The following is a 22488-nucleotide window of genomic DNA, read 5'->3' as shown; positions in this document are numbered from 1 at the left end:
GCTCCTGTGAACGATGCGCATCTGGACCCAGCCCGCAAGCACGACTTCGTCTTCCTGATCGAGGCCGTTGACTCCAACCCCAACGGCGACCCCGACAACGGCGGCATCCCCCGCACCGACCCGATCACCGGCCAGGGGTTGATCACGGACGTCGCCATCAAGCGGAAGATCCGCAACACCATCGCCCTGATCAACAGCATCGAGAACAAGCCCGGCTACGAGATCTACGTCGAGGCCGGCACCGCCCTCAACGCCCAGCACGAACGCGCCTACGCCGACACCGCCACTGACAAGCAGTCCGCCCAGGCATGGATGTGCACCACGTTCTTCGACGTGCGCATGTTCGGCGCCGTCATGTCCACAGGAAAGCGCGACAAGCGGGCCGGCCGTGTCCAGGGCCCGGTGCAGATCGGCTTCGCCCGCTCCATCGACCCCGTCACCCCCTTCGACATCGGCATCACCCGCGTCACCCCCACCAAGCAAGAGGACGTTGACGCCTGGAACAACTCCCAGGACGGCGAAGACGGCAAGAGGAAGGGCAAGGAGACCGAAATGGGCTCCAAGCACGTCGTCCCCTACGGCCTGTACAAGGGCACCGGACACTTCAGCGCCCCCCTCGCCACGAAGACGGGCGTCACCTCCGACGACCTCGCCGCCTTCTGGCGCGCCTTCACCCTCATGTTCGAACACGACCGGGCCGCTGCCCGCACCGGTCTCGCCCTGCGCGGACTGTACGTCTTCACTCATGACGACGCCTTCGGGCGCGCCCCCGCCCACACACTCTTCGAGCGCGTCGCTGTCAAACCCCGCGGCGACGCGAGCGCCCGCAGCTTCACCGACTACGGCACTATCGACGTCCAGGACACCGGTTTGCCCCCTGGCCTCACCCTCACCACCCTCATCTCCGCCGCCCCGACCCTCGGGTGAACACCCCGGACACGCACCAGGGCGGAGAGAGCGACCTTGTCCAGGTCTCCCTCTCCGCCCTGGAGCACTACGCCTACTGCCCCCGCCAGTGCGGCCTCATCCTCCTAGAGGACGCCTTCGAGGACGACGCCGCCACCGTCCGCGGCACCCTCCTGCACCAGCGGGTCGACACCCCGGGCAACCGAGGCCGCCACACCATACGCACCCTGCACGCCCTACCCGTCTGGCACGACCGCTACGGCCTGACCGGCATCTGCGACACCGTCGAACTCCACGCCGACGGCCGCATCCTGCCCATTGAGCACAAATCCGGCCGCTACCACCCCGGCGGGCCCGCCGACATCCAAGCCGCCGCACAAGCCATGTGCCTCGAAGAGATGTTCCATCGCCCCGTACCCGACGCCGCGGTCTACTCCGCCGCCGACCGCAAACGCCACCCCATCACCGTCGACAACACCCTCCGCACGCGAGTCGTGGAACTGGCCCGCACCGTACGCGTCATGCTCAGCACCACGCAGCTGCCCCCACCCGTGGCTGACACCCGCTGCCGCAACTGCTCCATGGCCACCGGCTGCATGCCCAAACTCCTCACCGGCACCCGCCGCTACCAACAAGCCCTCACCGACCTCTACCGCCCCCACCACCCCACGGAGGACGCGTGACGACCGAACTCCTCAACACCCTCTACGTCCAAACCCAAGGCACCGACCTGCGACTGGAACACGACACGCTCCGCGTCCACCTCCCCGACACCCCCGGACGCAAGACACTGCCCCTGCGCCGACTCGACAGCATCGTCCTCTACGGACACATCAACCTCTCCACCGAACTCATCACCCGCTGCGCACAAGACGCCCGCCCCATCACCTGGATGAGCAGAAGCGGCCGCTACCTCGCCCGCCTCGACGGCGCCACACGCGGCAACGTCCTCCTCCGCCACGCCCAACACCAGATGCACGACCACCCCGACATCCGCCTCGCCATCGCCCGCAACATGGTCGCCGGAAAAATCCGCAACAGCCGCTGGATCCTCCTGCGCGCCGCCCGCGACGCCGCCACTACCCCCCGCGAACACATACGCACCGCCGCAGCCACCCTTGCCGACGCCCTCACAGCGACCGCCACAGCCGAATCCCTCGACACCCTCATGGGCATCGAAGGCAAAGCAGCCCGTGACTACTTCACCGCACTCCAGCACACCTTCCGCCCTGCCGACGGCATCCCGACCTTCACCCACCGCAACCGCCGGCCCCCTACCGACCCAGTCAACGCACTGCTCTCCTTCACCTACGGACTGCTCCGCGGCCTCGTCCACGGTGCCGCCGAACAGATCGGACTCGACCCTTACATCGGCTACCTCCACGGCCTGCGCCCCGCCAAACCCGCCCTCAGCCTCGACCTGATGGAAGAGTTCCGCCCCGTCCTCGGCGACCGCTTCGCCCTCACCCTCCTCAACCGCCGCCAACTCCGCACCGAACACTTCGACCACCTCGCAGGAGGCGCCGTCCACCTCACCGAAGACGGACGAAAGGCCGTCATCAGCGCCTGGCAGGAATGGAAACTCCAACCGTGGCCCCACCCGCTCGCCGGCAGAGACGTACCAGCCGGACTTCTGCCCGTCGTCCAAGCCCGACTCCTAGCCAGGCACCTACGCGGAGAACTCCCCGGATACCTACCCTGGACCGCCAGCTGATGGATCTCCTGCTGACCTACGACGTTGACACGACAACCCCCGAAGGCCGACGCCGGCTACGCAAAGTCGCCAAACTCTGTGAAGGACACGGACTACGCGTCCAGAAGTCGGTCTTCGAGATCGTCGCCGACGACAAGGACCTCCTCAAACTCCTTCACCGCATAGAACAAATCATCAACGCCGACTCCGACAGCGTCCGCATCTACCGACTGCCCCACAACGGCCTCAACGAAGTCCACACACTGCGGGCTGGCGGTCGTCCCTCGGGGCGATCGAGAATCGCAACCTGTCCAACAACAAGAGCAGGCGCGGGAAGCTCACCGCTGGCGGTCGTCCCTCGGGGCGATCGAGAATCGCAACACATCCACGCAGGTGGCGGGCCCTTTCCAGGCGCCTGCTGGCGGTCGTCCCTCGGGGCGATCGAGAATCGCAACTGAGTTGCGCGGCCTACGAGTCGCTGATGGCGATGTGCTGGCGGTCGTCCCTCGGGGCGATCGAGAATCGCAACACCACAAGAGCAGCACTCGCGTGCAGGCTCCCGGGTGGCTGGCGGTCGTCCCTCGGGGCGATCGAGAATCGCAACACATCGGCCGACGCGCTGGTAGAGCTCAGCCATCGTCTGGCGGTCGTCCCTCGGGGCGATCGAGAATCGCAACTTTGGTTTCCGAGGCGACCCGCCGTCGTGGCTGGGGCTGGCGGTCGTCCCTCGGGGCGATCGAGAATCGCAACGCTCCGTCCGGTCGTCCGTGGCGATGGCCTCCACCTCCTGGCGGTCGTCCCTCGGGGCGATCGAGAATCGCAACCTCGATGAGGACCCCGACGACGACGAGTACGCCCGCGACCTGGCGGTCGTCCCTCGGGGCGATCGAGAATCGCAACCCTCGCGGATCCGGTCGGTGGAGACGAGGGCAGGCGCTGGCGGTCGTCCCTCGGGGCGATCGAGAATCGCAACGATTGGGCATGCCTGTCGCATGCAGGGAGGCGGAGGATCTGGCGGTCGTCCCTCGGGGCGATCGAGAATCGCAACTTCCGCTCCCACGCCCCAGTGTCGATGGCGCACACGCTGGCGGTCGTCCCTCGGGGCGATCGAGAATCGCAACATGTTCTGGAGCGGGCCCTCGTCGAGGTGGCTGCTGCTGGCGGTCGTCCCTCGGGGCGATCGAGAATCGCAACTTCGCGGCGTCGGCGAGAGCCGCCAGGACGCGTTGGCTGGCGGTCGTCCCTCGGGGCGATCGAGAATCGCAACGTCTCGTCCTCGTTGGGCTCGTCCTCCGGCTCCGGCCTGGCGGTCGTCCCTCGGGGCGATCGAGAATCGCAACCGCATCGTCAACGTGACCCAGGACCCATCAGGCAGCACTGGCGGTCGTCCCTCGGGGCGATCGAGAATCGCAACTCCCTGGGAAACGCCGACGCCCAGCGGGAGCGGGCCTGGCGGTCGCCCCTCGGGGCGATCGAGAATCGCAACGCCCTGGGGCTGCCCGCGCTCGCGGTTGTCGTCCCTGCTGGCGGTCGTCCCTCGGGGCGATCGAGAATCGCAATCGGAAGCCACATGGCACGCTCTGGACTTGCGAGACGCCGTGAGCGGACACGTGCACTTCCTCGTGCGCGGGCACCGTCCGCTCGGCGCAAAGACCGTGGGCTGAGCCGTAGCATCAGCCGGGACTAGTCTGCCGATTGCCGCGCGCCAGCGCGATGGTGGTTGCGTCGTCCCGGTAGCCGTCCTGGTCGGGCTGGGCGGCGGCCACGAGTGCGTCGGCCAACGCCAGGAAATCATCACCGTGCTCCGCTGCCAGGGCCTCCAGGCGCTCGGGGCCGACCTGGTCGTGGACGCCGTCACTCGTGATGATCACTACCTCGTCGGCGGGGATGAGGACCTCGGTGACCGTGGCGGCGGTGGTGCGGGACAGGGGCGTGCGGATGATGTGGTCGCCCTGGCTGGCCACGTCCACGGGGATGCCCCGGTCGCGGAGCTGCTGGCCGACAGTCTCGTCGGTGCTGTATTGGCGCAGGCGCCCGTCCCGGCTGAGGCCGTAGATGCGGGCGTCTCCCGCCCACACGCCCACGGTGGGGCGCCCCGGGCTGCGCACGGCCAGTGCGCCCACTGCGTCCGGGCCTCGGCCGCCGGGTCCCTCGTCGGCGACGAGGAGGGCGGTGGTGAGCAGGCCGACGAGGGCACCGCGCTGCGCGCCGACGCGGACGGCGACTTCGGCGAGCACGGGGGCGAGCGCGACGATGTCCGGGTCGTGGCCGATGCCGTCGATGACGGCGATGGCCACGGTGCCGTCGGCGGCGGTGTAGGTGGCGGCTGCGTCGGCGATGTCGCCGTCGGTGCCCTGGCGGGTGGCCAGCGCGATGACGACCGGCGCTTCACTGGGCTGAGAGACGCCGGCGGGAGCCGTCTGGGCGCATGCGGATGTGGACATGTGTTTCCCCCTCGGGTCGGAGCTGTGCTGGGGCGGAATTGCCTCATGTAGACGCCAGTCTGGGACGATGTCCGACTCTCTACCGCCAGCGCTCCGCCCCTGCAACCGAATACTCCACCGGGTCGTCCCCGTCCGTGGTGAAGGACAGCAGTGCCCGCAGGGCGCGGCGGGCGAGGTCGCCGATCGCCTGGACGTCCTCGCCCGCGACGGAACAGTCGAACACAGCTCAGCGAGTTATGCGGGTGCTCCGCACGGGCAGGGTGAGTGGGTGACGAAGCAACGAGCGGATTACCCTTGTGTGTTGCCGGGAGACCCTACCTGGATCCGCGATGCCCGATACGTGCAGGACATCCTCGCCTCCCTTGCTGCCGCAGCGGCGGTCGCCCACGACTACGGAGACCCCGAGAAGTACGTCTTACCGCACCTTCCGTTCCAGGTCGCGGCCGACACCATAGGCCAGATCCGATCCGACATGCCACCCGCTCGTCACGACGCCATGTATCTGATGGTCCTGCCAGCATTCCAACTGGAGGCTCTGTGGCAGGCCCTGGGCGTCTTGCGGCGTGCACGGGACGCGGACGGGGACGCCACCGAGGTCTTGGAGCTCATTCGCGACTACGCAATGCGCTGCTTCCTTCCGCCGCGCCGTGTCGACGATGTGGTTACCGACATGGAGCGCATCCTGGCCGTCCTGTCGTTGGACATTTCCGCAGTCCAAACGGTGTCCATCACGCTGCTCCTCAAGGGCGAGCGTGACGACGACTTCCGTTCCGCGCGCGACGACCTGTTCGCGGCGTGGCGGGCCGCCGGCATCGGTCCATGACGGACCTTGGGGGAATACTGGGTGGTATCGAGGTTCACCACCGCATGCTCACCGTCCATTCCTCACCATCCAGGCCGTCACGGTGCGCTGCCTTGTCCATGGCCCGCACGGTGACACGCCACTCGTCACGGATGTGCCATTACCGTCAAGAACCTCCCGCGGCCGTCAAACGAGTCCCGTGACACCCGGGTCAAGCAAGTCCTGGGACTGCACAGTCAGCCTGGCCCGCTGCCCTACGCCGATCAGTCTTCGCCGTGACAAGCCGACACCGGTCCAACTTCGGTGGCAATCAGTCCAGCCCCGCTGCCGCAGGACACGTCGAACCCACTGCCACGGAGCCCCAAATATCCGCACCACACCTACAGTTCACCCCGTGACACCTTCAGAAATCGTGAACTCTCGGGGCTTTTCGACATACCACGTCCGGTCATCTGCTATGACGTGCACTGGAGAGCTGTCAGGGCACCGTGGGTATCGAACGCGGCAGTGCCCCCTGCCGGAAGGCAGAGGGCACTGCGGGGTGCGGGAGGGTCAGCGGGCAGCCTGGGCCTTGGCGAGCGCCTTGTCCACGTGGGTGTCCACGAGCCCCGGCGAGCCGGAGAGGACTACCAGGACGTTGCCCGTGCGGATCGCCGTCTGCTTGACGACGCTGCGCTGACCGCTGGCGGTGTAGGTGAGCACCTGGCTCCACTGCTGGTCGGCCAGGTCCGGTGCGGCCGTCTTCTGGGTGCCCACGTCGATGGCGGTGCTGCCCGAGGTCACTTGGTATGTGGGGCAGGAGGCCATCGCGTCGAAGATTTCGCTGGTGCCCTTGGACAGCTTCGTCGCGCTGTCGCTGTACAGCTCCTCGCTCACCTCGGAGTCGCTGCCGCCGGCGTAGGTGAAGGACGCCTTCGCCTTGCGCGGGAAGTCGAGACTGGACCCGGTAGCCGCGTCGCCGCCGAGCTTCTCCAGCGCCGGGCAACCGATCACCGTGACGTCGTCGTGCTGCGCGGTGCGCTGCGCCTTGAGGGTGTAGCCCTCGCCCAGGTCGCTCACGTTCAGGAGCCGCTTGCTCAGCGCGACCGAGGACAGCGACGCGGGCACCGGGGGATTCTTGCCCTCCTGGCTCGCGGAGGTGGAGGCAGAAGAGGCCGGGGCGTCGGTGGGGGCGCCGCCGTTGGAACAGCCCGCCAGGGCAAGTACGGCGAGGGCGCTCAGGCCCAAGGCGGTGATGGTGTGAAGGCGCATGTGAAACCCCTAGGTGTCTGCGGAGCGGACGGTCTGACAGGGCCGGCCCTCCGGGCGCCGGCGATACGTGGGAATAGGGGAGTGGGGTTTCGGGGGATCTAGTGGCCGAGGTGGCGCAGGCCCTCGTCGAGGGTGCGGTGCCAGCAGCCGACCGGACCGGAGTTGCGGTTGTACCAGGCGGTGTCCAGGCGCCGCTCTTTGGTCTCGTGGCCGGCCCGGCAGCGCAGCCAGATCGAGTCGTCGCGCATGCTGAAAACGATCCAGTTCCGGTACGCGCCGCATTCCGGGCACTGGCGGACTTCGCCGTCGATGACCAGCGGCTGGTCCCGGCGCATCATGAACCCGGCGACATCCTCGCGGGACGGTGCCCGGAAGTCCGGCGGCAGGAAGTCGGGCGCAACCGCCGTCTCCGGTGTGGCCGGGGCCGAAGTGGCTGCCGGGGCAGGGGCGTCGGGCAGCGGCCACTCGGTGTGCATCGCCAGCAGCGCCTGGCCAGCACGCTGGGCCTCGCGGAACTCGCGGTTCGCGCGAGTGCGTCGGAACATGCCGTCTCCGTCTCTGTCGTCTTGCGGGCACGAGGAGAATGCCCGAGTCTCTGACCTGCCGCAACTCTTAAGTTCTTGAATTCCCGGGCCTTGTTGGGGCGGTCGCTGCGATTCGTGGAGGGCCGGGCGATGCCTGTGGGGGCTGGGGCGCGGTGGTGCCGTGCTCGGGCATTGCGGAAGCGTCGGCCGGCAGATCGGCCATGCGCCGCAGTCGCCACACGAGCACGTCGCTGACCGACCCCGCGGTGTCCAGCTCTCTGCGGTCAGCGGCCTCGGCCAAAAGCTCGGCCGCGTCGTGGCCGGCGCTCTCGGCGTCGGCGAGCGTGGCCGCCAGGGCGTACCAGCCGGGCTCGGCCAGGATCTGCTCGGCCAGTTCGGGCACCGACTGGCGCAGGTAGGCGACGTGCTTGTGCCGCAAGGGCTGGGACAGACGCCGACCGCGCTGATAGAGAGCGCCCAGGGGGACGGGCGCGGCTGCCTGGTAGGCGGCGCGCAGGTGCTCTGCGGCCTGCTGGGCGGCGGCGGCCTGCTGGGCATGCTGCTTCCTGCCGTGCCAGTGCGCGGCGGCGGTGACAAGGAAGAACGCCATGTCGATGAGCATCGCCGTGGTGGCCCCGTCCTCCCCGCGGCCGAGCGCCGGGCCGCTGTAGACGAGGTCACGGGCGGCCTGGCGCAGGGCGCGGTCGTGTCCGTGTTCTGCCCGTATGTGGGAGCGTGAGGCCCGCTCGAACGCGATGGCAGCTTCGCGCAGCTCCTTGCGGGTGTGCGCGGCGGAGGTCTTGGCGAATGCGTCGAGGACCTCGCCGGTCGCCGCGATGTGCGCGGCGATCTGGGCGTCGTCGCCGTGGTCGATGACGAGCACCGCTTGCCAGGCAGCCGAGGCCGCCCTGCGCCGTGCAGCGGCCGGGCGGTCTGGCGCCTGGCGGGAGGCGCGGTCCGTCGGCGCATCGCTGCTCTGGTCCGGCCCAGCGGTCGGGGACCAGCGGGCGCGGATGCGAGGCAGGGAGAGGTCGGGGGCGAGCGTGGAGCCCGAATAGAAGATCGGCTCATCGTCCTCGTTGTGGTCGTCCGGTAGAGCGACCTTGTAGCCGAGCAGATCGCCGGAGGGCGCGACTCGCTGCCGGATCAGGAGACCGGTCGCGGCTAGGCGGTCGAAGAACTCCGGCTCGCTGGTGGCGCCGGCCACCGCGCGCCGCACGGTTTCGCGTAGTTCCTCGCGCGGGGTGCGCTCCTTGCCGTGGCGTTGGGCCTTGTGGCGTTCGGCGCTGGTGGGCCGCTTCGCCGCGGTGCCGTCTCCCTTGTTGAGGCGACGTAGACCCAGCTCCGCTTCGAGGACCCGGGCCTGGGCCTGCACACGGTTGGCGTCGTTGTCGAGGTCAGGTTTGTACCCGTCTTCGCGGACGAGGGTGGCGATGATGTGGATGTGGTCGTCGGCGTGCCGCACGGCCGCCCACCGGCAGCCCGCTCCTGCCTCGGGGTCGTCGATCCCCGCAGCGGCGACCATACGGCGGGCCACGGCGCCCCATTCCTCATCCGAGAGGATCCGGTCCGCGCCGCCATTGCGTACGGATAGATGCCACACATGCTTCTTCGGGCGCTGCGACTGGTCGATGTTCTCGACGGGTTGGTCCAGGAGCTGCTGGAGCTGTTTGAGGGTCGCGGTGGCGTCGCGGCCGGGGTCGGGAGCGTTGTGATCCCAAGAGGCGACGAGGTGGGGGTCGGTGTGCTCCTCGAACTTGCCCGGTCCGTAGAGGTAATAGAGCAGGCCGATGGTGCGCTGTCCGCGCTTCTGGATCCGGGGAATCATGCTGCTGTCCTCGACCAATTGATCAACTGGGGTGGGTACCGGGAAGGGGGCGTTCCACGTGCGTCGGGCGGGAAGTGCTCACGGATGAGCTGGATATCTCCTCTTGCCGCGCTGCTGGGCGTTCTGCTGGGTGCTGGTGCGACGGCGCTGGCGGATCGTCGGCGGTGGCGTCGAGAGGCGGTCACGCGGCTGCTGGAGTTGCGTACGCAGCTGTATGCCGAGTACCTGATCGCGATGGAGGAAACGGGAAGAGACCTCCTGCGCGTGCTGCGGACCACGGCGGGCGAGGAACGCGAGACGGCAGCCGAGGTGGCGTTCGCCGGCTTCAACCTCGGCGGCACGCGGCAGCGGATCCACGTCCTGGCTCCGCTCGATGTCGTTCGGGCGGCCGACGAAGTCTTTCGGGCTCTACGGCGTGCCAGTGACTACGTCGCGATTGCGGACCTGCGGGACACTCCGGGGCTCCTCGCTATGAAGGATGAGGTCGGAATCCTGCGCGACCGGTTCCAGGTGGCTGTCCGGCGCGACGTTCGCGGGCTGCTGGCCGGCAGCGCCTCGTGGTCCGCCTGAGCGGCTCGGTCAATCCTGTTCGAGCATCCGGTCAGTGGCCGCCTGCACACGTGCGACCGCTCGCTGAACGGCCGAAACGACGGCGTCGAGTGAGGGCTGTCCGCCGCTGTTGATGGCGCGGGCGACCTGGTTCAAGTTGTTGCCGACTTGCCCGAGATGACGGCGCGCGGCGAACAGCTCGGCTATCAGGTCTCGGTGGCCGGCGATGATCGCTGCTGTGTTCTCGGAGTCGTCGGAGGCAGCGAGACCGGCACGTACGAGGTAGGCGGGCAGGCTCTTGCGTGACGTACGTGCTGCGGTGGTCAGCCGGTTCCACTCGTCGTCGTTGAGACGGATGTTGCAGATGCGTGCGCGTTTGTTCTTCTGGGGGGAACGCTTACGCGCGGTGGATGCTGGAGCGGCGTTGGCATGGCTTCGCTGCTGCTTCTCCGCCTCTGGCTGCGATCCGCCCTCGATCGCTGCCTGACGGTCCAGCACCCCCCGGTGCTGGCCCGCTCCCGCCACCCCTGGGGCGGGAGAGGGCCAAGCTGCCTTCCCCGACGGGGAAGAGTAGCTTGGCCGATAACTTGCTCGCGTTGCGGTCGAGTTGGTTCCTTGACCATCCGGCGTGTGGGGATGGGGTGTGTTTGGGTTCGTCATCGTGTACGGGTCCTTGTGGCGCGGGTGCGGTGCTGGATTTCGGCGGCGAGTTCGATCATGGCGGCTGGTCCGGCCAGGACACGGACCGGTGCTTGGGGGGTGTGCTGGATGAGCCACTGGCCGTTCGGTGCCGGGAAGGCGGTGTGCAGGAGCTGGAACCGGACCAGGACGTCTGCCCAGGCGCCGGCCTCGGCGGCGGTTGCCGCGGTGGTATGAGCGTGACGGGGGTGGATGGCGTGACCTCCGCGGTGGGCGGGACCCAGCGTTGTGCCGGGTCCCGCGTCGATGAAGTGGGGTACGGGCGCTGACGTGCGCCGTTGCGGGTCTCAGCCGCATTCGGGGCAGCGGTCGATGTGCCGGTTCAGTGCCCTGGCCATGCTCCGCTTCACCGTGAACGCGTTCCTCTCGCTCGCCTTCGCGGGGCCAGTGCCCCGGTGACGCTCCGCGTAGCTGCACAGGAAGCGGATGTCCTGCTCGTAGCCGGACTTGATGCGCGCAAAGCGCGGGCAGGTCTTCATCGGGTGCTGCTCCTCTTCGCGGTGGTGCCCGTCTCACTGCGCAGGCGTTGTAGGACCGGCGTCAGGCGGTCGTTTCGGATGGGGATGTTCTGGGCGCGCAGGATCTTTCGCAGCTGGACGCGAGTGACGGTGCCGTTGCCGTCGTGCTCCAGCGCTGCCGGGATATGGGGACGGACGCGGGCGATGAGTTCGTCTTCGGAGAGCCTGGCCCCGGACTGCTGGTCTGGGACCCTTCGGTACGGATCCCCGTCCCCTGTCCCCTTCGCTGTGGGGACCGGGCGGGGACGGTTCCCGGCCTTGTCGGTCCCGGGGACCGTACTGTCGTGGTCCCCGTTGGTGGCCTCGGCGGTCCCGGCGGCCCGGTTCGGGTCTTCTGTGTCGGTACGGTCCCCGGTTGATGTTCGGTCCCGGTTGGTGGGGACCGTGTGGGGACGGTCCCGGCTTTCGTGGGGCTCGGTCCCCATTTCGGGGACGGAGCCGTTCTGGTCCCGGTCGCGGGGGACCGGGGTGGGGGACGGCGGTGTGGCGCCCTGAGCAGTGGTTTCGTGCACGCGGTCAGCGCTTCCGGCCGCGCGGTCCCCGGCCTTGTCGGTCCCGGGGACCGTACTGTCGTGGTCCCCGTTGGTGGCCTCGGCGGTCCCGGCGGCCCGGTTCGGGTCTTCTGTGTCGGTACGGTCCCCGGTTGATGTTCGGTCCCGGTTGGTGGGGACCGTGTGGGGACGCTTCCGGCGCATGTGGGGCTCGGTCCCCGTACCTGGTCCCGCGTGGTCCCCTTGGGGACGGTCCCCGATCGGTGAACCGTCTGCCTCGGGACCGGCATCGGGGACCGTGCGGAGCAAGCGACTTGGGTGGTCCCCGACCGTCAATCGATCGGCGACGAGCAGGTGGAGAGCCGGCCGGTCCCCGCCGCCCTGCTCCTGGTCCCCTGTGGACTCCGTCCAGGGCGAGGGAAGATCGACGGTGATCAGAGCTGTGGCATGTCGGCGGGCGGCGAGCTGGTCCAGAAGGTCTCGCCGCTGTTGGAGATCGGTGCCCACGCAGGCCCGTGCGACGGCCTTCGAAAGCCGGTGAGCGATTCGTCGGCTCCGCCAGTTCTCACGCCGCTTCGGGGACCGCTCCGCCAGGCGGGCGGCCAGGGCCACCGCCTGGACGGTGGCCCTGTCGCGGGTGATCTGGGCGGCGTCGCGGTCGCGCTCGGCGACCCCGAGGCGGGACAGCACGCGCTCGCGTACCTCCCGGCCGAGGGTGGCCAGGACACCGCGAGAGGCGGCTTCCGGCTTGCGCAGCCGCAGCTCGATGCCCATGGCCTGGTGCCAGAGCAGCGCCGCCATGATCGGGCCGACGAAGGCGCGCACGGTTCCGCCCACCAGGCCCGACTCGGCGAATGCCGGGATGATCTGTACCGCTGTGATCACCCAGACCAGGATCCCTGGCAGTCCCGGCGCCCTCTGCGGGCCGTTGAGGTTCTGCCGGGCCATGAGCGCGGTGGCGAACAACCCCAGTTCGGCAGCGCCGAACATGGTGACCCGCTCCGTCGTGCCCGCCATGTCGAGGTAGTCGGCGGCGAAAGCCCAGCTGGTGTCGGCGCTGTAGGCGGTGCAGCAGACGGCGGCGAGGGCAGCGACCCGGACTGCGGGGGCGCCGGACCGCGCTCCGCCCGTCCGGGCACGGCCCCGCCGGATCAGCCTTCCGGCCAGCGGCAGGGCGACCGCGAGCAGCGCGACGACCGCGAGAAGGGGCGGGGGCTCGAAGGCAGCGGCAGCCAGGGGCATAGCGATGGGGTGGATCATGCGGCCTTTCCGAGCGCGATGATCAGGGCGCGGGTGTGTACCTGGCGGGGCACCGGCGAGGTGGTGACCTCGTCTTCGTCCTGGGGGCGCTCGTCGTCGGTGGTGTCGGCCTCGTCGTACAAGCCCCAGTACCGGTCGCGGTCGGCGACAGCGTGGGCGGCGTTGCGCATCAGGTCGCGGGCCCAGTCGAGGTCGAGCCGGAGCTTGTCGGCGAGGCGTTCCGGGCTCCAGCCACGGGTGTAGGCGTGGCGGGTGACGGCCTCGCGCTCGGCGTTGCTGAGGTGGACGTCGCGGCCCTGGAAGGCGGCGCGTACGCGGCTGTAGTCCAGGCGCTTGCTGACCTTGGCGTGCCAGGGGCGGCGCTCGGTCTCGGTCAGCCCGCCCCACATGCCGTGACGGATCTCGTTGTCGAGGGCGTAGGTGAAGCAGTCCTTCTTGACCGGGCACCGGCCGCAGATCAACTTGGCCTCCGTGATGGCCTCGTGGTCACGGGGCGCGTGGAAGAACAGCTCGTCGGCGTCCTCGGCGGGCATGCCGTGGCACAGGCCACGGACGTGCCAGCTGTGGTCGGCGATCCCACGCAGGGCCGGGAGCGGAGCGTTGGTGGTGATGTAGCGCAAGGGATTCTCCGGATACGCCTCGTGAGGCCGGCGGGCGAGCAGCGCGGCACACCGGCGGCGAGCGGGTGTGGGCGGCCTGGCGGCGAGGCGGGGCAGGGGAGCGGCGGAGTGCCGCACCGCAGGCGGTGAAGGTGGTGGGGCTCAGCGCCGCTGGAAGCGGCGGTCCGGGCCGGTGAATTCGATGGCGTCGCACATGCCGGACAGGCGGGACAGGATCCGGTCGCCGACCTTGTCGCGCAGTACCTCGCAGCGCGGGTCCGTGCCTTCGGTGCGTACCGGCGGCAAGTTGGTGGTGATTAGCGTCGGCAGATGGTTCTCGCCACGCCAGGCCAGGAGCCGGAAGGTCAGCTCCTCGGTCCACTCCGAGTTCTTGGCGGCACCGAGGTCGTCCAGGAGCAGCAGCGGCATGCGGACGACGTCGCGGAGCTGAGATTCGACGTCTACGCCGGGGCGCGGTCGCATCTGGCCATACAGGTCAGCGGCCTTGACGGCATGCCAGCGCACTGCGCAGCCCGCCGCGGTCAGGGAACGGATCGCCCCGTACGCCTGGTGGGTCTTGCCGGTGCCGGTCGCGCCCCACAGCAGCAGCGAGGGGCCGCGGGCGATCATGCGGCGTCCGGCGCTGCCGTAGTGCGGGTTGAGCGCGTCGGCGTGCGGAACCACAGCGGCGTCGGCGATCATGCGCACCCACTTGGCGACGTCGGGGTGCTCGGCGACGGCGTCACGGTAGTCGACCGGGATGCGACGCTGGGCGGCTTCCAGGGCCGGGACCGGCTCCGGGGCCGGGGACAGCGGGCGCTCGGCGAGGTCGATGCCGCGTGCCGCCAGCGCGGCCCCCAGGCGGGCACGGAGCCGGTCGGACACCACGGGCTGCGGATCGGCGAGGCGGGCGCGGGTCACAGTCGGCCTCCAAACGTGATCGGAGCGGGAGCGGCCGGGTTGAAGTACGGGGTGTAGGCGGATCCGCTGCTGGCCCACGGCCCCGCGCCGGAGGCGGACGACGGCGGCGAGGCGTTGACGACCTCGTTCACCAGGCTCGGCAGGACACTGGGGTTCAGACTCTTGGCCCGCAGCCGCTCCATGGCCATGCGGATGTCGTCCGGGGCGAAGCCCTCGTCCAGCAAGGTCTTGGTCCTGCGCCCCAGGTGGCCGAGGAAGTCCTCCGGCGGGCGGCGCTTGCAGCCCCGGACGTACTCCGTCACCAGCTGCTTCGCGGTGACCGACTCGGAGACGGCATCGGGTGCGGGCGCCTCGCGCCCCGTAGGTACAGATCCAGGATCCAAGATCCTAGATCCAGGACCGTACTCCTCCCGCACTCCTCCCGTAGTGTTCCGGGAGCCCTCCGGGAATGCCGCCTGACCTGCGGTTTTCTCGGGTGGCGCTGCGGCGGCACCTGCACGGTCACCGACTGGTACCGAAGGCGCTTCCGCGGGAGCGGGAGCATCTTCCAGAGGGTCGGCGCTCGGCGAATCCGGGCGACGGAGCCCTCCGTGCGGACTACCGGAATCCTCCCGGAGCATTCCAGCAGGAGCTGCGGAGGCCATCGAAGTGACCTCCGGCTGCGTCCTGGAGCAGTCCGTCTTTTGGCACTTCCCACACAGCTGGCCGGCCTGGTGGCTGCTGCACAGGGGCAGCCGCGACGGCGTGGGCTTGTTGATCTTCTGGTGCTGGTCCCACGTCACGATGTGGAGCCAGGTACGCCCGTCACAGCCGGTGTACCGGCAGATCAGCCCGGCGGCGGCCAGCTCCTCCAGGTCCTGGGCGACGTGGGCAGCGGTGTGCTCCGGACGCAGCGACCACAACCGTCCGGCGATGATCGCCGGGTGGTCACGGTGGCGGCCGGAGTCATCTGCCTGAGTCATCAGCCCGATGAAGGTGAGCATGGCGGTCACCGAGCACTCGGCCAGCGACTCCGACTCGAACATCTCGGGCTTGACCGTGCGGATGCGCGCCATCAGGCACCGCCCCCGTGCCGCCGAACGGGGCCCGAAAGGGGCGCCGGCTCCTGGGCGTTGGTGGCCGGGACCTTCGGCCTTTTGCGCAGGGCAGTCGGCATGCGACACTCTCCATTGAAGTGATCCCGCGCCGGTATGCCCCGTGGATAGGGCCGGTGCGGTGATGGTGGGTAAATCTCCGGCCCTTGCCTGGGCGGGAGTTCCATGTGCGTTCGGCGTCTGAGAGTTGCCTCTCTCAGGCGCCGTCGCTGATTCCGGGCCTAACTGGCCAGGTTGATTCGAGCAGTCCGCATATCACTCTCCGTGCTGTCGTCCCTGCCGGGCGGGCTGCCCGGTGAGCGACGACGAACATATGCGGATGCCGCGTCAAGATCCAGAGATAGCTCTACAACTCTCCACAACTCGTTGAAGGGTCGCCGCAACTACCCGTCAGCCGTGGCCACGAGGTTTCATGGACGCGGCGCGCCGCTGATCTTCATGCGGATCCGTCGCAGGGAACCTGCGTGCGCGGGGGCATTGACCGGCATAAGGCACTGTCGGACGGCGGTGTACGGGGAAGGAGCCGAGAGGAATCAAGCCCTCGTGCGGTGCCTGTCACGACGCATTCGCTTCCGCTGCCCCTGCTCGCGCGCGACTGCCACGAGACAGGATTTCGCGACGAGGGGTGAGCGGGGCGGAACTCATGCGTGACTCCAAAGGGATGCAGGCCCGACCGGCCTTGATGCGTAAACCTACGCTAGGCAGGCTTACGTATCAAGAGGGGGGTAAAATAGCCCCTCACAAAACCTTCAGCGTCAGGAGTCCCGGTGGCGGTTCGCCAGTTCGATGGACGGCGTCTATTGGCCGCACGGCGGGCTGCCCACTTCCAGCAGCACGAGCTGGGTAAGAGCCTCGGACTGAGCAAGACTCCCATCAGCGAATGGGAACGGAGTCTTAGCGCACCCCCTCCCGACCGGCTTCCGGCCATCGCCCGGGTCCTGGGGCAGGACCTCGACGTGCTTTTCCCTCGGATCGGCCCGCCGGATCTCAAGGACCTGCGCTGTGATGCCGGCTACACGCAGGCGGAAGCAGCTGTGAAACTCGGCATCAGCCGATTGCCGCTCAGCAACGCGGAGGGAGGCAAGCGCCGGCTCAACGAGAAGTACGTGCAGCCACTGGCCGACCTGTACGAGGTGAGCCGAGAAGAGCTGGAAGCCGCTCAGGGCAGATCATTCAGCGGCTCCACCACTTCCGCGGCCGCCGGCCGCATGCCTCAGACGCTCGGGGAGAAAATCACCTACCTCCTCCAGCGCAAGCGGGCTCTGTCGGACCAGGAACTTGCCGATGCGGTCAACGCCAGGGCGGGGTTCCCTGCTGTTGACGCCGAGCGTATCCAGGCACTCCGCACCGACAGCGGCTCGGCCGAAGTGCGGGCCGGTCTGCCGCCGGACAGCCTGTTCGCAGGGCTGGCGGACGCGCTCGGCGTCCAGTCCTACTTCTTCGACACGCGCGAGGAAATCGAGCGGCAGATCATTGACCGGCTGCATTTTCTGAACTTCTGGCGCGGCGACGGAATCACTGTGGCAGCCCGCGGCGCCGGCCGAGGTGTCTCCGCCGAGATGCTGGCTACTCTCAGTGAGGTGCTGGTGAGGCATGAAGACGCCCGCAGGGACGAGGAGTAACTGCACGGGACGGCAGCCCACGCCGCTTCGGCGCCGCCTCCCCGCGGCACAGCTTTCCGACCCGGGCTCCTGCCGGGCAGGAGCGGAGGGGCGCCGTCAAACGGCGTGCACCGCACACGTGCCCTGCACGGCCCGGCAGGGCTTGCCTGCCGCGGTCAGCAACTCCGCCGTCTGATGCGGCCGGATTCCGGCGTAGGCCACCTGGACTCGCACCAGCCACGACGCTTCGCCCTGGCTGGTGGCGAACGGCTTCTCCGGCAAAGGCCCCGCCGGAACGGCCGATCGGCACCCGTGCGCGACGGAGTCCAGCGCGGCCTTGATCCAGTGCGCCTCCGCCGCCGGCTCCGGGTCGGTATGGCCGAGCGCCGTCTCCTCCGCGGCCTGCCACAACTGGGGGGCGGCGTGATGCCGGAGAAGATCGACGGCATCGCCGATCTCCTGGATCCATCCGTCCAACCGCACGTCGGCAGGGGGATTCAGCCTGCTCATCTCCCGCAGACGTGAACCGGCAGGCTGGAACGCGACCTCCGGGAACGCCGCGGTCAGGTCACGCCGGAGTGGGTGCAGGGACCACAGCGACCGCCAGGTCCGCAGACGGTCTGCCGCCACGTTGGTGGTGGGCAAGCTCGCCCCGGCAGCGAACAGGATCGCCACCAGCACGTTAAGCCCGTCGCTCAGGCTCCGGATGGGTCGGCTGATGCCCGGGGAAGTGGGGACGAACATCGCGACCCACATGTACATCAAACGCACCACTGCGTACAGGGCGTAGAGCCACGTCGCTGCCGCACCCAGGGCCAGTCCGGTGCGCAGCACCAGCGACTCGGCCCGGCGGCTCACATGCGTCCACTGATAGGCCACAGTCCAGGCGGACGCCACCAGATAGAGGTAGAAGCACGTCATGAAGGCAGCAGCGCCCCATTCACCGGCATGGTCTGCGGCGAAATCGCGGCTGGGCCTGGTCCGGTCAACAGCGAGGAAGAACAGCAACCCCATGAGCGGGACGACGAAGACGGTGGACCGCCGTGCGATGCGGGCGACCTTCCGGGAGATGGCGATGTGTCTGGGGGCGTCGTCCCCGGCGAGCAGATAGCTGGTCACGGCGAAGTTCAGCAGAGACAGGGACGCGGCGAGCGACACCAGGTACTTCACCAAGGCGTCGAGGTCGGTGACGCCGAGCTCGCCCAACGCATCGCTGACCGGGGTGAAGCGAGTCCACAGCGCGGCGGCGAAGCCGGCGCTGCACCCCCACAGCGTCCGGCGCAGAGGGTCGCCGTAGCGGGCACCCGGCAGACGCCACAGCGCTAGCACGGTCATCGCCACCGAAACGATGAGAATCAGAATCTGCATGTCACTACGGCAGGCGTCGGGGCGGTGCCAGCGGATGGGTGAGGCTGGCTTCCATCACGCTGATGAGGTCGGTGCCAGCCGGGGCTGTTCGCCTACGGGCCAGCCGTTTGATGAGGCACGCGGACAGTTCGGCCTGGCGCTCTTCGGGCATCGCATAGTGGGCGCGTGCGTGGACCACCATCTCCTCGTCCCGCTGCGCGCCGAGGAAGTCCTGGAACAGGGAAGGGAGCAGGTGCTCCTCGTCGTCCCGCGTGAGGCTTTTCCCATGACCAAGCCAAAAATGGGCAAGCTCATGGAAAATTATGTGCTCGGTCTGATTCGGGGTGGGGCGTGGGCGAAAGAGGATGAACGTCGTTCTCGTTCGCTCCAGTGTGACGTGCAGTCCGCAGGCCGTCCTCATGTCCCCGTGCGGTTCCTGCACGGGGACAAGGTGAATACTGCAGTTCCGGGCCGCCTCCATGCCGGCAATCAAACCCGCAAGGCTGAAAGTGGCAGGAAGCGGAAGATCGGCCAGCCGGCGCTCGCAGGTCTTCCGTAGCCGGCGCATCTCGCCACCCAGTCGCATTGATCGCCGGGCCCCCATTGCTGCACCTCTCACGCGGCGGCCACCGATTCTCGGATGGCTCATCCCATTCCAGGGGCGCCATTGTGTCCCCTGGGCAAAACGGAAGGTCCCTCCCGATGCTGCGACAGCATAGGACACGCAAGTGTCGGCGTCAGAGGCCGTGCCCGTCCCGCCGCATCCGGCAGCCGCGCCGCACGTGCCGTGCCGGCATGCAATTGCCGTGTGGAGAACCGATCGGGATGCATCACAGGTAGCTGAATACGTGTGCCGTACCTCACCATCTATGGGCATCGGCTATTTCGCCATAACGGGCATAGGACTTGATAGCGCCCTGCTCGGGTTCAATGTGGTCTGGTCATACCGACCCCAGCACCGGGGTACTACCCGAGGGCAGGTAGCGTCGATGACCATGGTGAGAAAGTTTTCGGCCGATGCCCTCCTGTTCGACAGTGACGAGACACTCGTCTCCTCAATGAAGTCAGTGTTCCGCTGCTGGTCACAGTGGGCGGATGAGCATGGCATCACCGTCGACGCGATCAAGGCGGTCCAGCCCCACGGCCGCCCGGCCGCCGCCATTGTGGCTGACCTGCTGCCCGCCGACAGAGTCGCCTCGGCCCTGGCTCAGCTGGAACGGGCGGAGGTTGCCGACGCCGCCGCAGGAGGAGTCGTCCCCATCCCCGGCTCGCAGGAACTCCTGGCATCCCTGCCAGCTGACCGCTGGGCCGTGGTCACCTCCGGCACGCGCCGAGTCGCCGATGCCCGGCTCGCCGCAGCGGGTGTGCACGCCAGACACGTCATCACCGTGGATGACATCACGCGCCACAAGCCCGACCCGCAGCCCTTCCTGGTCGCCGCCCAGCGCCTGGGGGTCGACCCCGCACGCTGCATCGTGTTCGAGGATGCGCCCGCAGGACTCACTGCCGCCCGTGCGGCCGGCATGACCACCGTGGCAGTGGCCACGACGCACAACGCCAGCGACCTTGACGCCGACGCAGTGGTTCCAGACCTTTCTGCCGTCACCGCCTGTACTACCGACAGCGGCGTGGAAGTGACGATCACCCTCAGCGAGGGGACACCGTGACGTCCTCGCGTACCAGCGCCCGGAACGTGGGTCAGACTGCCGGCATCGGGGGTGCCCCGTGCTCGTCCAGGCTGCGTGTGATCGCCTCCTGGAGCAGTGGAGCGCTCCAGTGGGCGGTGGGTGTCCACTGGTGGCCGGCCGGACATCCAAGGGTGGCGTGATCGCCCCAACGGCCCTGGAGCGTCAGCCCGGTGGTGCAGCCGCACTCAGGGCACGCGAGTTGCTCGTCGTTCCACTCGGGCAAGTAGCCGTCCATCCACAGCACGAGGCCAGGCTGGTCCGCATACAGGTCGTTGAGTCCACGGGCGACGTGGTCGGGGTGGCGGATCTTGATAGCCCCCTCGACCGGCACCTGCCACACCGTGTGTGAATCCACGCACTTCGGCCGCTCGGGTCTGGCTATCTTGATGGCATCCAACTGCATCGCGCATACGTCTGCTCCCATACCGGGCACCCTAGTGTCACGGCTAGGCACGCGGACACGGCGAATGACTACGGTACGGAGAGAGCATGGCAGCGGGGCTTATGGCAGCGACCATCGCACGGCAGATCGTGGAGGCACGCGGCTGGGGCCACGCTCGCTGCCAGCCATTCGGGCTGACCCAGGAGCGGATCCTGGTGGGCGAGCGGTGGCTGGGCATCAACACCTCGCTCTATGACACCACAGTGGAGCTATTCGCCGGCCGGTGGATAGCCGGCGGTAGGCCCACGGACCCCGAGGCCCAGAGCGGACCGCTGGACGGCACTGAACCCGAGCAGCTGGTCGCGGCGGTCGAGAAGCTGTGGCAGCGTCTGGACACCGCCAAGCACCTATGACGCGTCGATCCGGCTTATGGAGCCCAGAAAGACGGCCAGCCGGTTGACCGCCACCTCGATATCCATCGTCTGCTGAAGCAGTGGTGCCGGAACATGCTCCAGCTCCCAGGCATCGCAGTCCGATACGTCTCCGCGGGCCCACAGAGCCTCCAACTCTCCGACCGCCGGAGCCAATGAGGCGCACAGCCCGGCGTAGCTCTGGAACACGATGTGAAGCGGACGCAGCGTGCCCTGCGCGCTGCGGGGGAGCATCTTGCCGGCGGTGTGCAACGTGGGCGTCAGACCCGTCAGCCAGCAAGCCCGTTGCAGCCAGGAAGGGTGCGTGCGGGTGATCGGATCCGGAGCCGGGGGGTAGTCGTAGGCCGGCAGCGAGGTGGTGACCAGGCCGGTGGCACGGGCCGCCACGTGGTCGTGCCCGGTAACTTGCCACAAACTGCTGCGCCACTGCTCTCCCACCGTACGGATGTGAAAGCGGGCGACGGACAGCAGAGGTGCCCACCCGCCGTGCTCACCGGGCATCGCAGGGTCGGCGCGCAGCTCCCGGACCACGTACCCCAGCTGGCCGGGGCCAGGGGTGGCCCCGGTCACGACGGGCCCTCGCACATGCACGGAGAGCACCTGCTCCACCGCCCGCAGGGCATCCGCCGCGTCCCCGGGCGGAGGCAGCTCACCGTCTCGTGGCCCGAGCGTGGGCAGCAGCCCGGAATGAAGACTCCCAGCCTTCGCAGCACGCTGGGCGGCGACGACCGCGGCCGAGACCGTGATGTCGTCAACGGCGCACTTTTGCTCTCGCGCCGTACGCCACAAAATGACCGCCAGCACCGTCTGCGCCCACAGCAGCTCCTGCGCCTCCCAATCGAGCCGCCGTACCCTGTGCCAGCGGAACAGCGCACGGGCTTGCTCTACCGCCCTCGCCCAGGAAACGCTCGCTCCATCGCTCATCCGTTCACGCTACCGGTAGTTGCGTTCACGGATCACGCCCACTCGTGGGGGCCGGCCCCGTGCCATTCCACCCACGCCGGGTCATCCAGCAGCACCTCGGCGTCCGGCAGACCCGCGCGACGCAAAAACTCCAGGACATCGGTGTCGGCGTAGGCGATACCGAGGATCTGCGTACGGCCCGACAGCCGCACGGCCACCCTGCGGCCGCCTTCGGCGTCGAGCCGGTGCACGGTGATGGGAGCAGCCATACCTCCAGCCTGCGCCGGACCGCACACCACCGCATACTGGACCTGGTTCCTGCCGTGCAGCGTCTGTGGTCGGCGTATTAGCCCGATCCGGATATTGGTGGTCGCCCACTTCAGGATCGAGTGGCTTCCTCTCCGGCAGCCCTTGTGGTGGGGCTGGCGGTGCTCCGGGATTGGACCGACGAGGAAGTCAAGCGCCTGCTCAACCGGCTGTCCGGCGATTCCGGCGGCCCGCAGAATTGGCAGGATCTCGCTGGTGTTGGCGATGGACGAAAGCGAGGTCAAAGTGAG

Annotated in this window: 24 protein-coding genes, 1 pseudogene and 1 CRISPR repeat array; of the genes and pseudogenes, 9 read left to right on the top strand and 16 right to left on the bottom strand. The window is 68.6% G+C overall.

The genetic code is table 11. From position 1 onward, the window contains the following. Positions 1-6: 6 nt before the first annotated feature. From cas7c to cas2, 4 genes and pseudogenes are all read left to right on the top strand, one after another. Complete coding sequence (gene cas7c / locus ACLJWH_RS08220) at positions 7-927, top strand: type I-C CRISPR-associated protein Cas7/Csd2 (protein WP_411140938.1); 921 nt, start codon at positions 7-9, stop codon at positions 925-927. Continuing rightward, on the top strand, positions 924-1589 hold the full coding sequence (gene cas4, locus ACLJWH_RS08215; RefSeq protein ID WP_411140937.1) for a CRISPR-associated protein Cas4: 666 nt from the start codon (positions 924-926) through the stop codon (positions 1587-1589). Before cas7c ends, cas4 begins: the two co-directional genes overlap by 4 nt. Further along, the gene (gene cas1c, locus ACLJWH_RS08210; protein ID WP_411140936.1) at positions 1586-2620 is read left to right on the top strand and encodes a type I-C CRISPR-associated endonuclease Cas1c; all 1035 of its coding nucleotides are present in this window, start codon (positions 1586-1588) and stop codon (positions 2618-2620) included. Before cas4 ends, cas1c begins: the two co-directional genes overlap by 4 nt. After that, positions 2620-2814, top strand: a pseudogene (gene cas2 / locus ACLJWH_RS08205) (CRISPR-associated endonuclease Cas2); the annotation flags it as partial. The gene cas1c and the pseudogene cas2, both read left to right, overlap by 1 nt. Positions 2815-2869: 55 nt before the next feature. Further along, positions 2870-4159: a CRISPR direct-repeat array (repeat unit 37 nt; unit sequence CTGGCGGTCGTCCCTCGGGGCGATCGAGAATCGCAAC). Positions 4160-4272: 113 nt separating this feature from the next. Here cas2 and ACLJWH_RS08200 read toward each other — a convergent pair. Both ACLJWH_RS08200 and ACLJWH_RS08195 read right to left on the bottom strand, forming a co-directional pair. Further along, entirely contained in the window at positions 4273-5043 is a 771-nt protein-coding gene (locus ACLJWH_RS08200; protein WP_411140935.1) for a hypothetical protein, read from the bottom strand. A gap of 79 nt (positions 5044-5122) precedes the next feature. Continuing rightward, a complete protein-coding gene (locus ACLJWH_RS08195) occupies positions 5123-5266 on the bottom strand; it encodes a hypothetical protein (RefSeq protein WP_411140934.1) in 144 nt (47 codons plus the stop codon). A gap of 45 nt (positions 5267-5311) precedes the next feature. Between ACLJWH_RS08195 and ACLJWH_RS08190 the strand changes: the two genes are divergently transcribed. Further along, positions 5312-5866, top strand: a complete 555-nt coding sequence (locus tag ACLJWH_RS08190) for a hypothetical protein (RefSeq protein ID WP_411140933.1) — start codon at positions 5312-5314, stop codon at positions 5864-5866. Between the two features lie 531 nt (positions 5867-6397). On the opposite strand, the gene ACLJWH_RS08185 is transcribed toward ACLJWH_RS08190, so the two are convergent. The 3 genes from ACLJWH_RS08185 to ACLJWH_RS08175 form a co-directional block, all read right to left on the bottom strand. Beyond that, entirely contained in the window at positions 6398-7096 is a 699-nt protein-coding gene (locus ACLJWH_RS08185) for a hypothetical protein (protein ID WP_411140932.1), read from the bottom strand. Positions 7097-7194: 98 nt separating this feature from the next. Then, positions 7195-7641, bottom strand: coding sequence for a hypothetical protein (locus ACLJWH_RS08180; protein WP_411140931.1), 447 nt, complete (start codon positions 7639-7641; stop codon positions 7195-7197). Positions 7642-7708: 67 nt separating this feature from the next. Further along, positions 7709-9448: a relaxase/mobilization nuclease domain-containing protein gene (locus tag ACLJWH_RS08175; protein ID WP_411140930.1), complete on the bottom strand. Its 1740-nt coding sequence runs from the start codon at positions 9446-9448 to the stop codon at positions 7709-7711. A gap of 84 nt (positions 9449-9532) precedes the next feature. On the opposite strand from ACLJWH_RS08175, the gene ACLJWH_RS08170 reads away from it, so the two are divergent. After that, positions 9533-10018 (top strand): hypothetical protein, encoded by a 486-nt coding sequence (locus ACLJWH_RS08170; protein ID WP_411140929.1) that lies wholly within the window; start codon positions 9533-9535, stop codon positions 10016-10018. A gap of 9 nt (positions 10019-10027) precedes the next feature. Here ACLJWH_RS08170 and ACLJWH_RS08165 read toward each other — a convergent pair whose 3' ends face one another. The 6 genes from ACLJWH_RS08165 to ACLJWH_RS08140 all read right to left on the bottom strand — a co-directional run bounded on the left by ACLJWH_RS08165 (position 10028) and on the right by ACLJWH_RS08140 (position 14868). Then, the gene (locus ACLJWH_RS08165) at positions 10028-10495 is read right to left on the bottom strand and encodes a plasmid mobilization protein (RefSeq protein WP_411140928.1); all 468 of its coding nucleotides are present in this window, start codon (positions 10493-10495) and stop codon (positions 10028-10030) included. A gap of 488 nt (positions 10496-10983) precedes the next feature. Next, on the bottom strand, positions 10984-11175 hold the full coding sequence (locus tag ACLJWH_RS08160; RefSeq protein ID WP_411140927.1) for a hypothetical protein: 192 nt from the start codon (positions 11173-11175) through the stop codon (positions 10984-10986). Then, entirely contained in the window at positions 11172-12965 is a 1794-nt protein-coding gene (locus ACLJWH_RS08155) for a hypothetical protein (RefSeq protein WP_411140926.1), read from the bottom strand. The genes ACLJWH_RS08160 and ACLJWH_RS08155 overlap by 4 nt, the downstream gene beginning before the upstream one ends. Further along, on the bottom strand, positions 12962-13585 hold the full coding sequence (locus ACLJWH_RS08150; protein ID WP_411140925.1) for a WhiB family transcriptional regulator: 624 nt from the start codon (positions 13583-13585) through the stop codon (positions 12962-12964). The genes ACLJWH_RS08155 and ACLJWH_RS08150 overlap by 4 nt, the downstream gene beginning before the upstream one ends. A 141-nt stretch (positions 13586-13726) precedes the next feature. Further along, complete coding sequence (locus ACLJWH_RS08145; protein WP_411140924.1) at positions 13727-14485, bottom strand: ATP-binding protein; 759 nt, start codon at positions 14483-14485, stop codon at positions 13727-13729. After that, a complete protein-coding gene (locus tag ACLJWH_RS08140; RefSeq protein ID WP_411140923.1) occupies positions 14482-14868 on the bottom strand; it encodes a hypothetical protein in 387 nt (128 codons plus the stop codon). The genes ACLJWH_RS08145 and ACLJWH_RS08140 overlap by 4 nt, the downstream gene beginning before the upstream one ends. 1478 nt (positions 14869-16346) lie before the next feature. Between ACLJWH_RS08140 and ACLJWH_RS08135 the strand changes: the two genes are divergently transcribed. Next, positions 16347-17201 (top strand): helix-turn-helix transcriptional regulator, encoded by an 855-nt coding sequence (locus ACLJWH_RS08135; RefSeq protein WP_411140922.1) that lies wholly within the window; start codon positions 16347-16349, stop codon positions 17199-17201. Positions 17202-17297: 96 nt separating this feature from the next. Here the strand turns inward: ACLJWH_RS08135 and ACLJWH_RS08130 are convergent, their stop codons facing one another. Together ACLJWH_RS08130 and ACLJWH_RS08125 are read right to left on the bottom strand one after the other, a co-directional pair. Further along, positions 17298-18521: an MAB_1171c family putative transporter gene (locus ACLJWH_RS08130; protein WP_411140921.1), complete on the bottom strand. Its 1224-nt coding sequence runs from the start codon at positions 18519-18521 to the stop codon at positions 17298-17300. Positions 18522-18552: 31 nt separating this feature from the next. Beyond that, complete coding sequence (locus ACLJWH_RS08125) at positions 18553-19131, bottom strand: hypothetical protein (RefSeq protein ID WP_411140920.1); 579 nt, start codon at positions 19129-19131, stop codon at positions 18553-18555. 385 nt (positions 19132-19516) lie between these two features. Between ACLJWH_RS08125 and ACLJWH_RS08120 the strand changes: the two genes are divergently transcribed. Further along, positions 19517-20194: an HAD-IA family hydrolase gene (locus ACLJWH_RS08120; protein ID WP_411140919.1), complete on the top strand. Its 678-nt coding sequence runs from the start codon at positions 19517-19519 to the stop codon at positions 20192-20194. 31 nt (positions 20195-20225) lie between these two features. Here the strand turns inward: ACLJWH_RS08120 and ACLJWH_RS08115 are convergent, their stop codons facing one another. After that, positions 20226-20639 carry a hypothetical protein gene (locus tag ACLJWH_RS08115; protein WP_411140918.1) on the bottom strand — a complete coding sequence of 138 codons (414 nt, stop codon included), beginning with the start codon at positions 20637-20639 and terminating at the stop codon, positions 20226-20228. Positions 20640-20704: 65 nt separating this feature from the next. On the opposite strand from ACLJWH_RS08115, the gene ACLJWH_RS08110 reads away from it, so the two are divergent. Next, positions 20705-21010, top strand: coding sequence for a hypothetical protein (locus ACLJWH_RS08110; protein WP_411140917.1), 306 nt, complete (start codon positions 20705-20707; stop codon positions 21008-21010). Here the strand turns inward: ACLJWH_RS08110 and ACLJWH_RS08105 are convergent. Continuing rightward, the gene (locus ACLJWH_RS08105; protein ID WP_411140916.1) at positions 21005-21952 is read right to left on the bottom strand and encodes a hypothetical protein; all 948 of its coding nucleotides are present in this window, start codon (positions 21950-21952) and stop codon (positions 21005-21007) included. The two genes, ACLJWH_RS08110 and ACLJWH_RS08105, sit on opposite strands and share 6 nt — an antisense overlap. Positions 21953-21984: 32 nt before the next feature. Further along, on the bottom strand, positions 21985-22482 hold the full coding sequence (locus tag ACLJWH_RS08100) for a hypothetical protein (RefSeq protein WP_411140915.1): 498 nt from the start codon (positions 22480-22482) through the stop codon (positions 21985-21987). Positions 22483-22488: the final 6 nt, after the last annotated feature.

It is taken from the genome of Streptomyces sp. x-80, from assembly GCF_046549095.1.
Lineage (GTDB): Bacteria > Actinomycetota > Actinomycetes > Streptomycetales > Streptomycetaceae > Streptomyces > Streptomyces celluloflavus.
The sequence above is the reverse complement of the archived record's forward strand: the minus strand, read 5'-3'. Positions and strand labels throughout refer to the sequence as shown.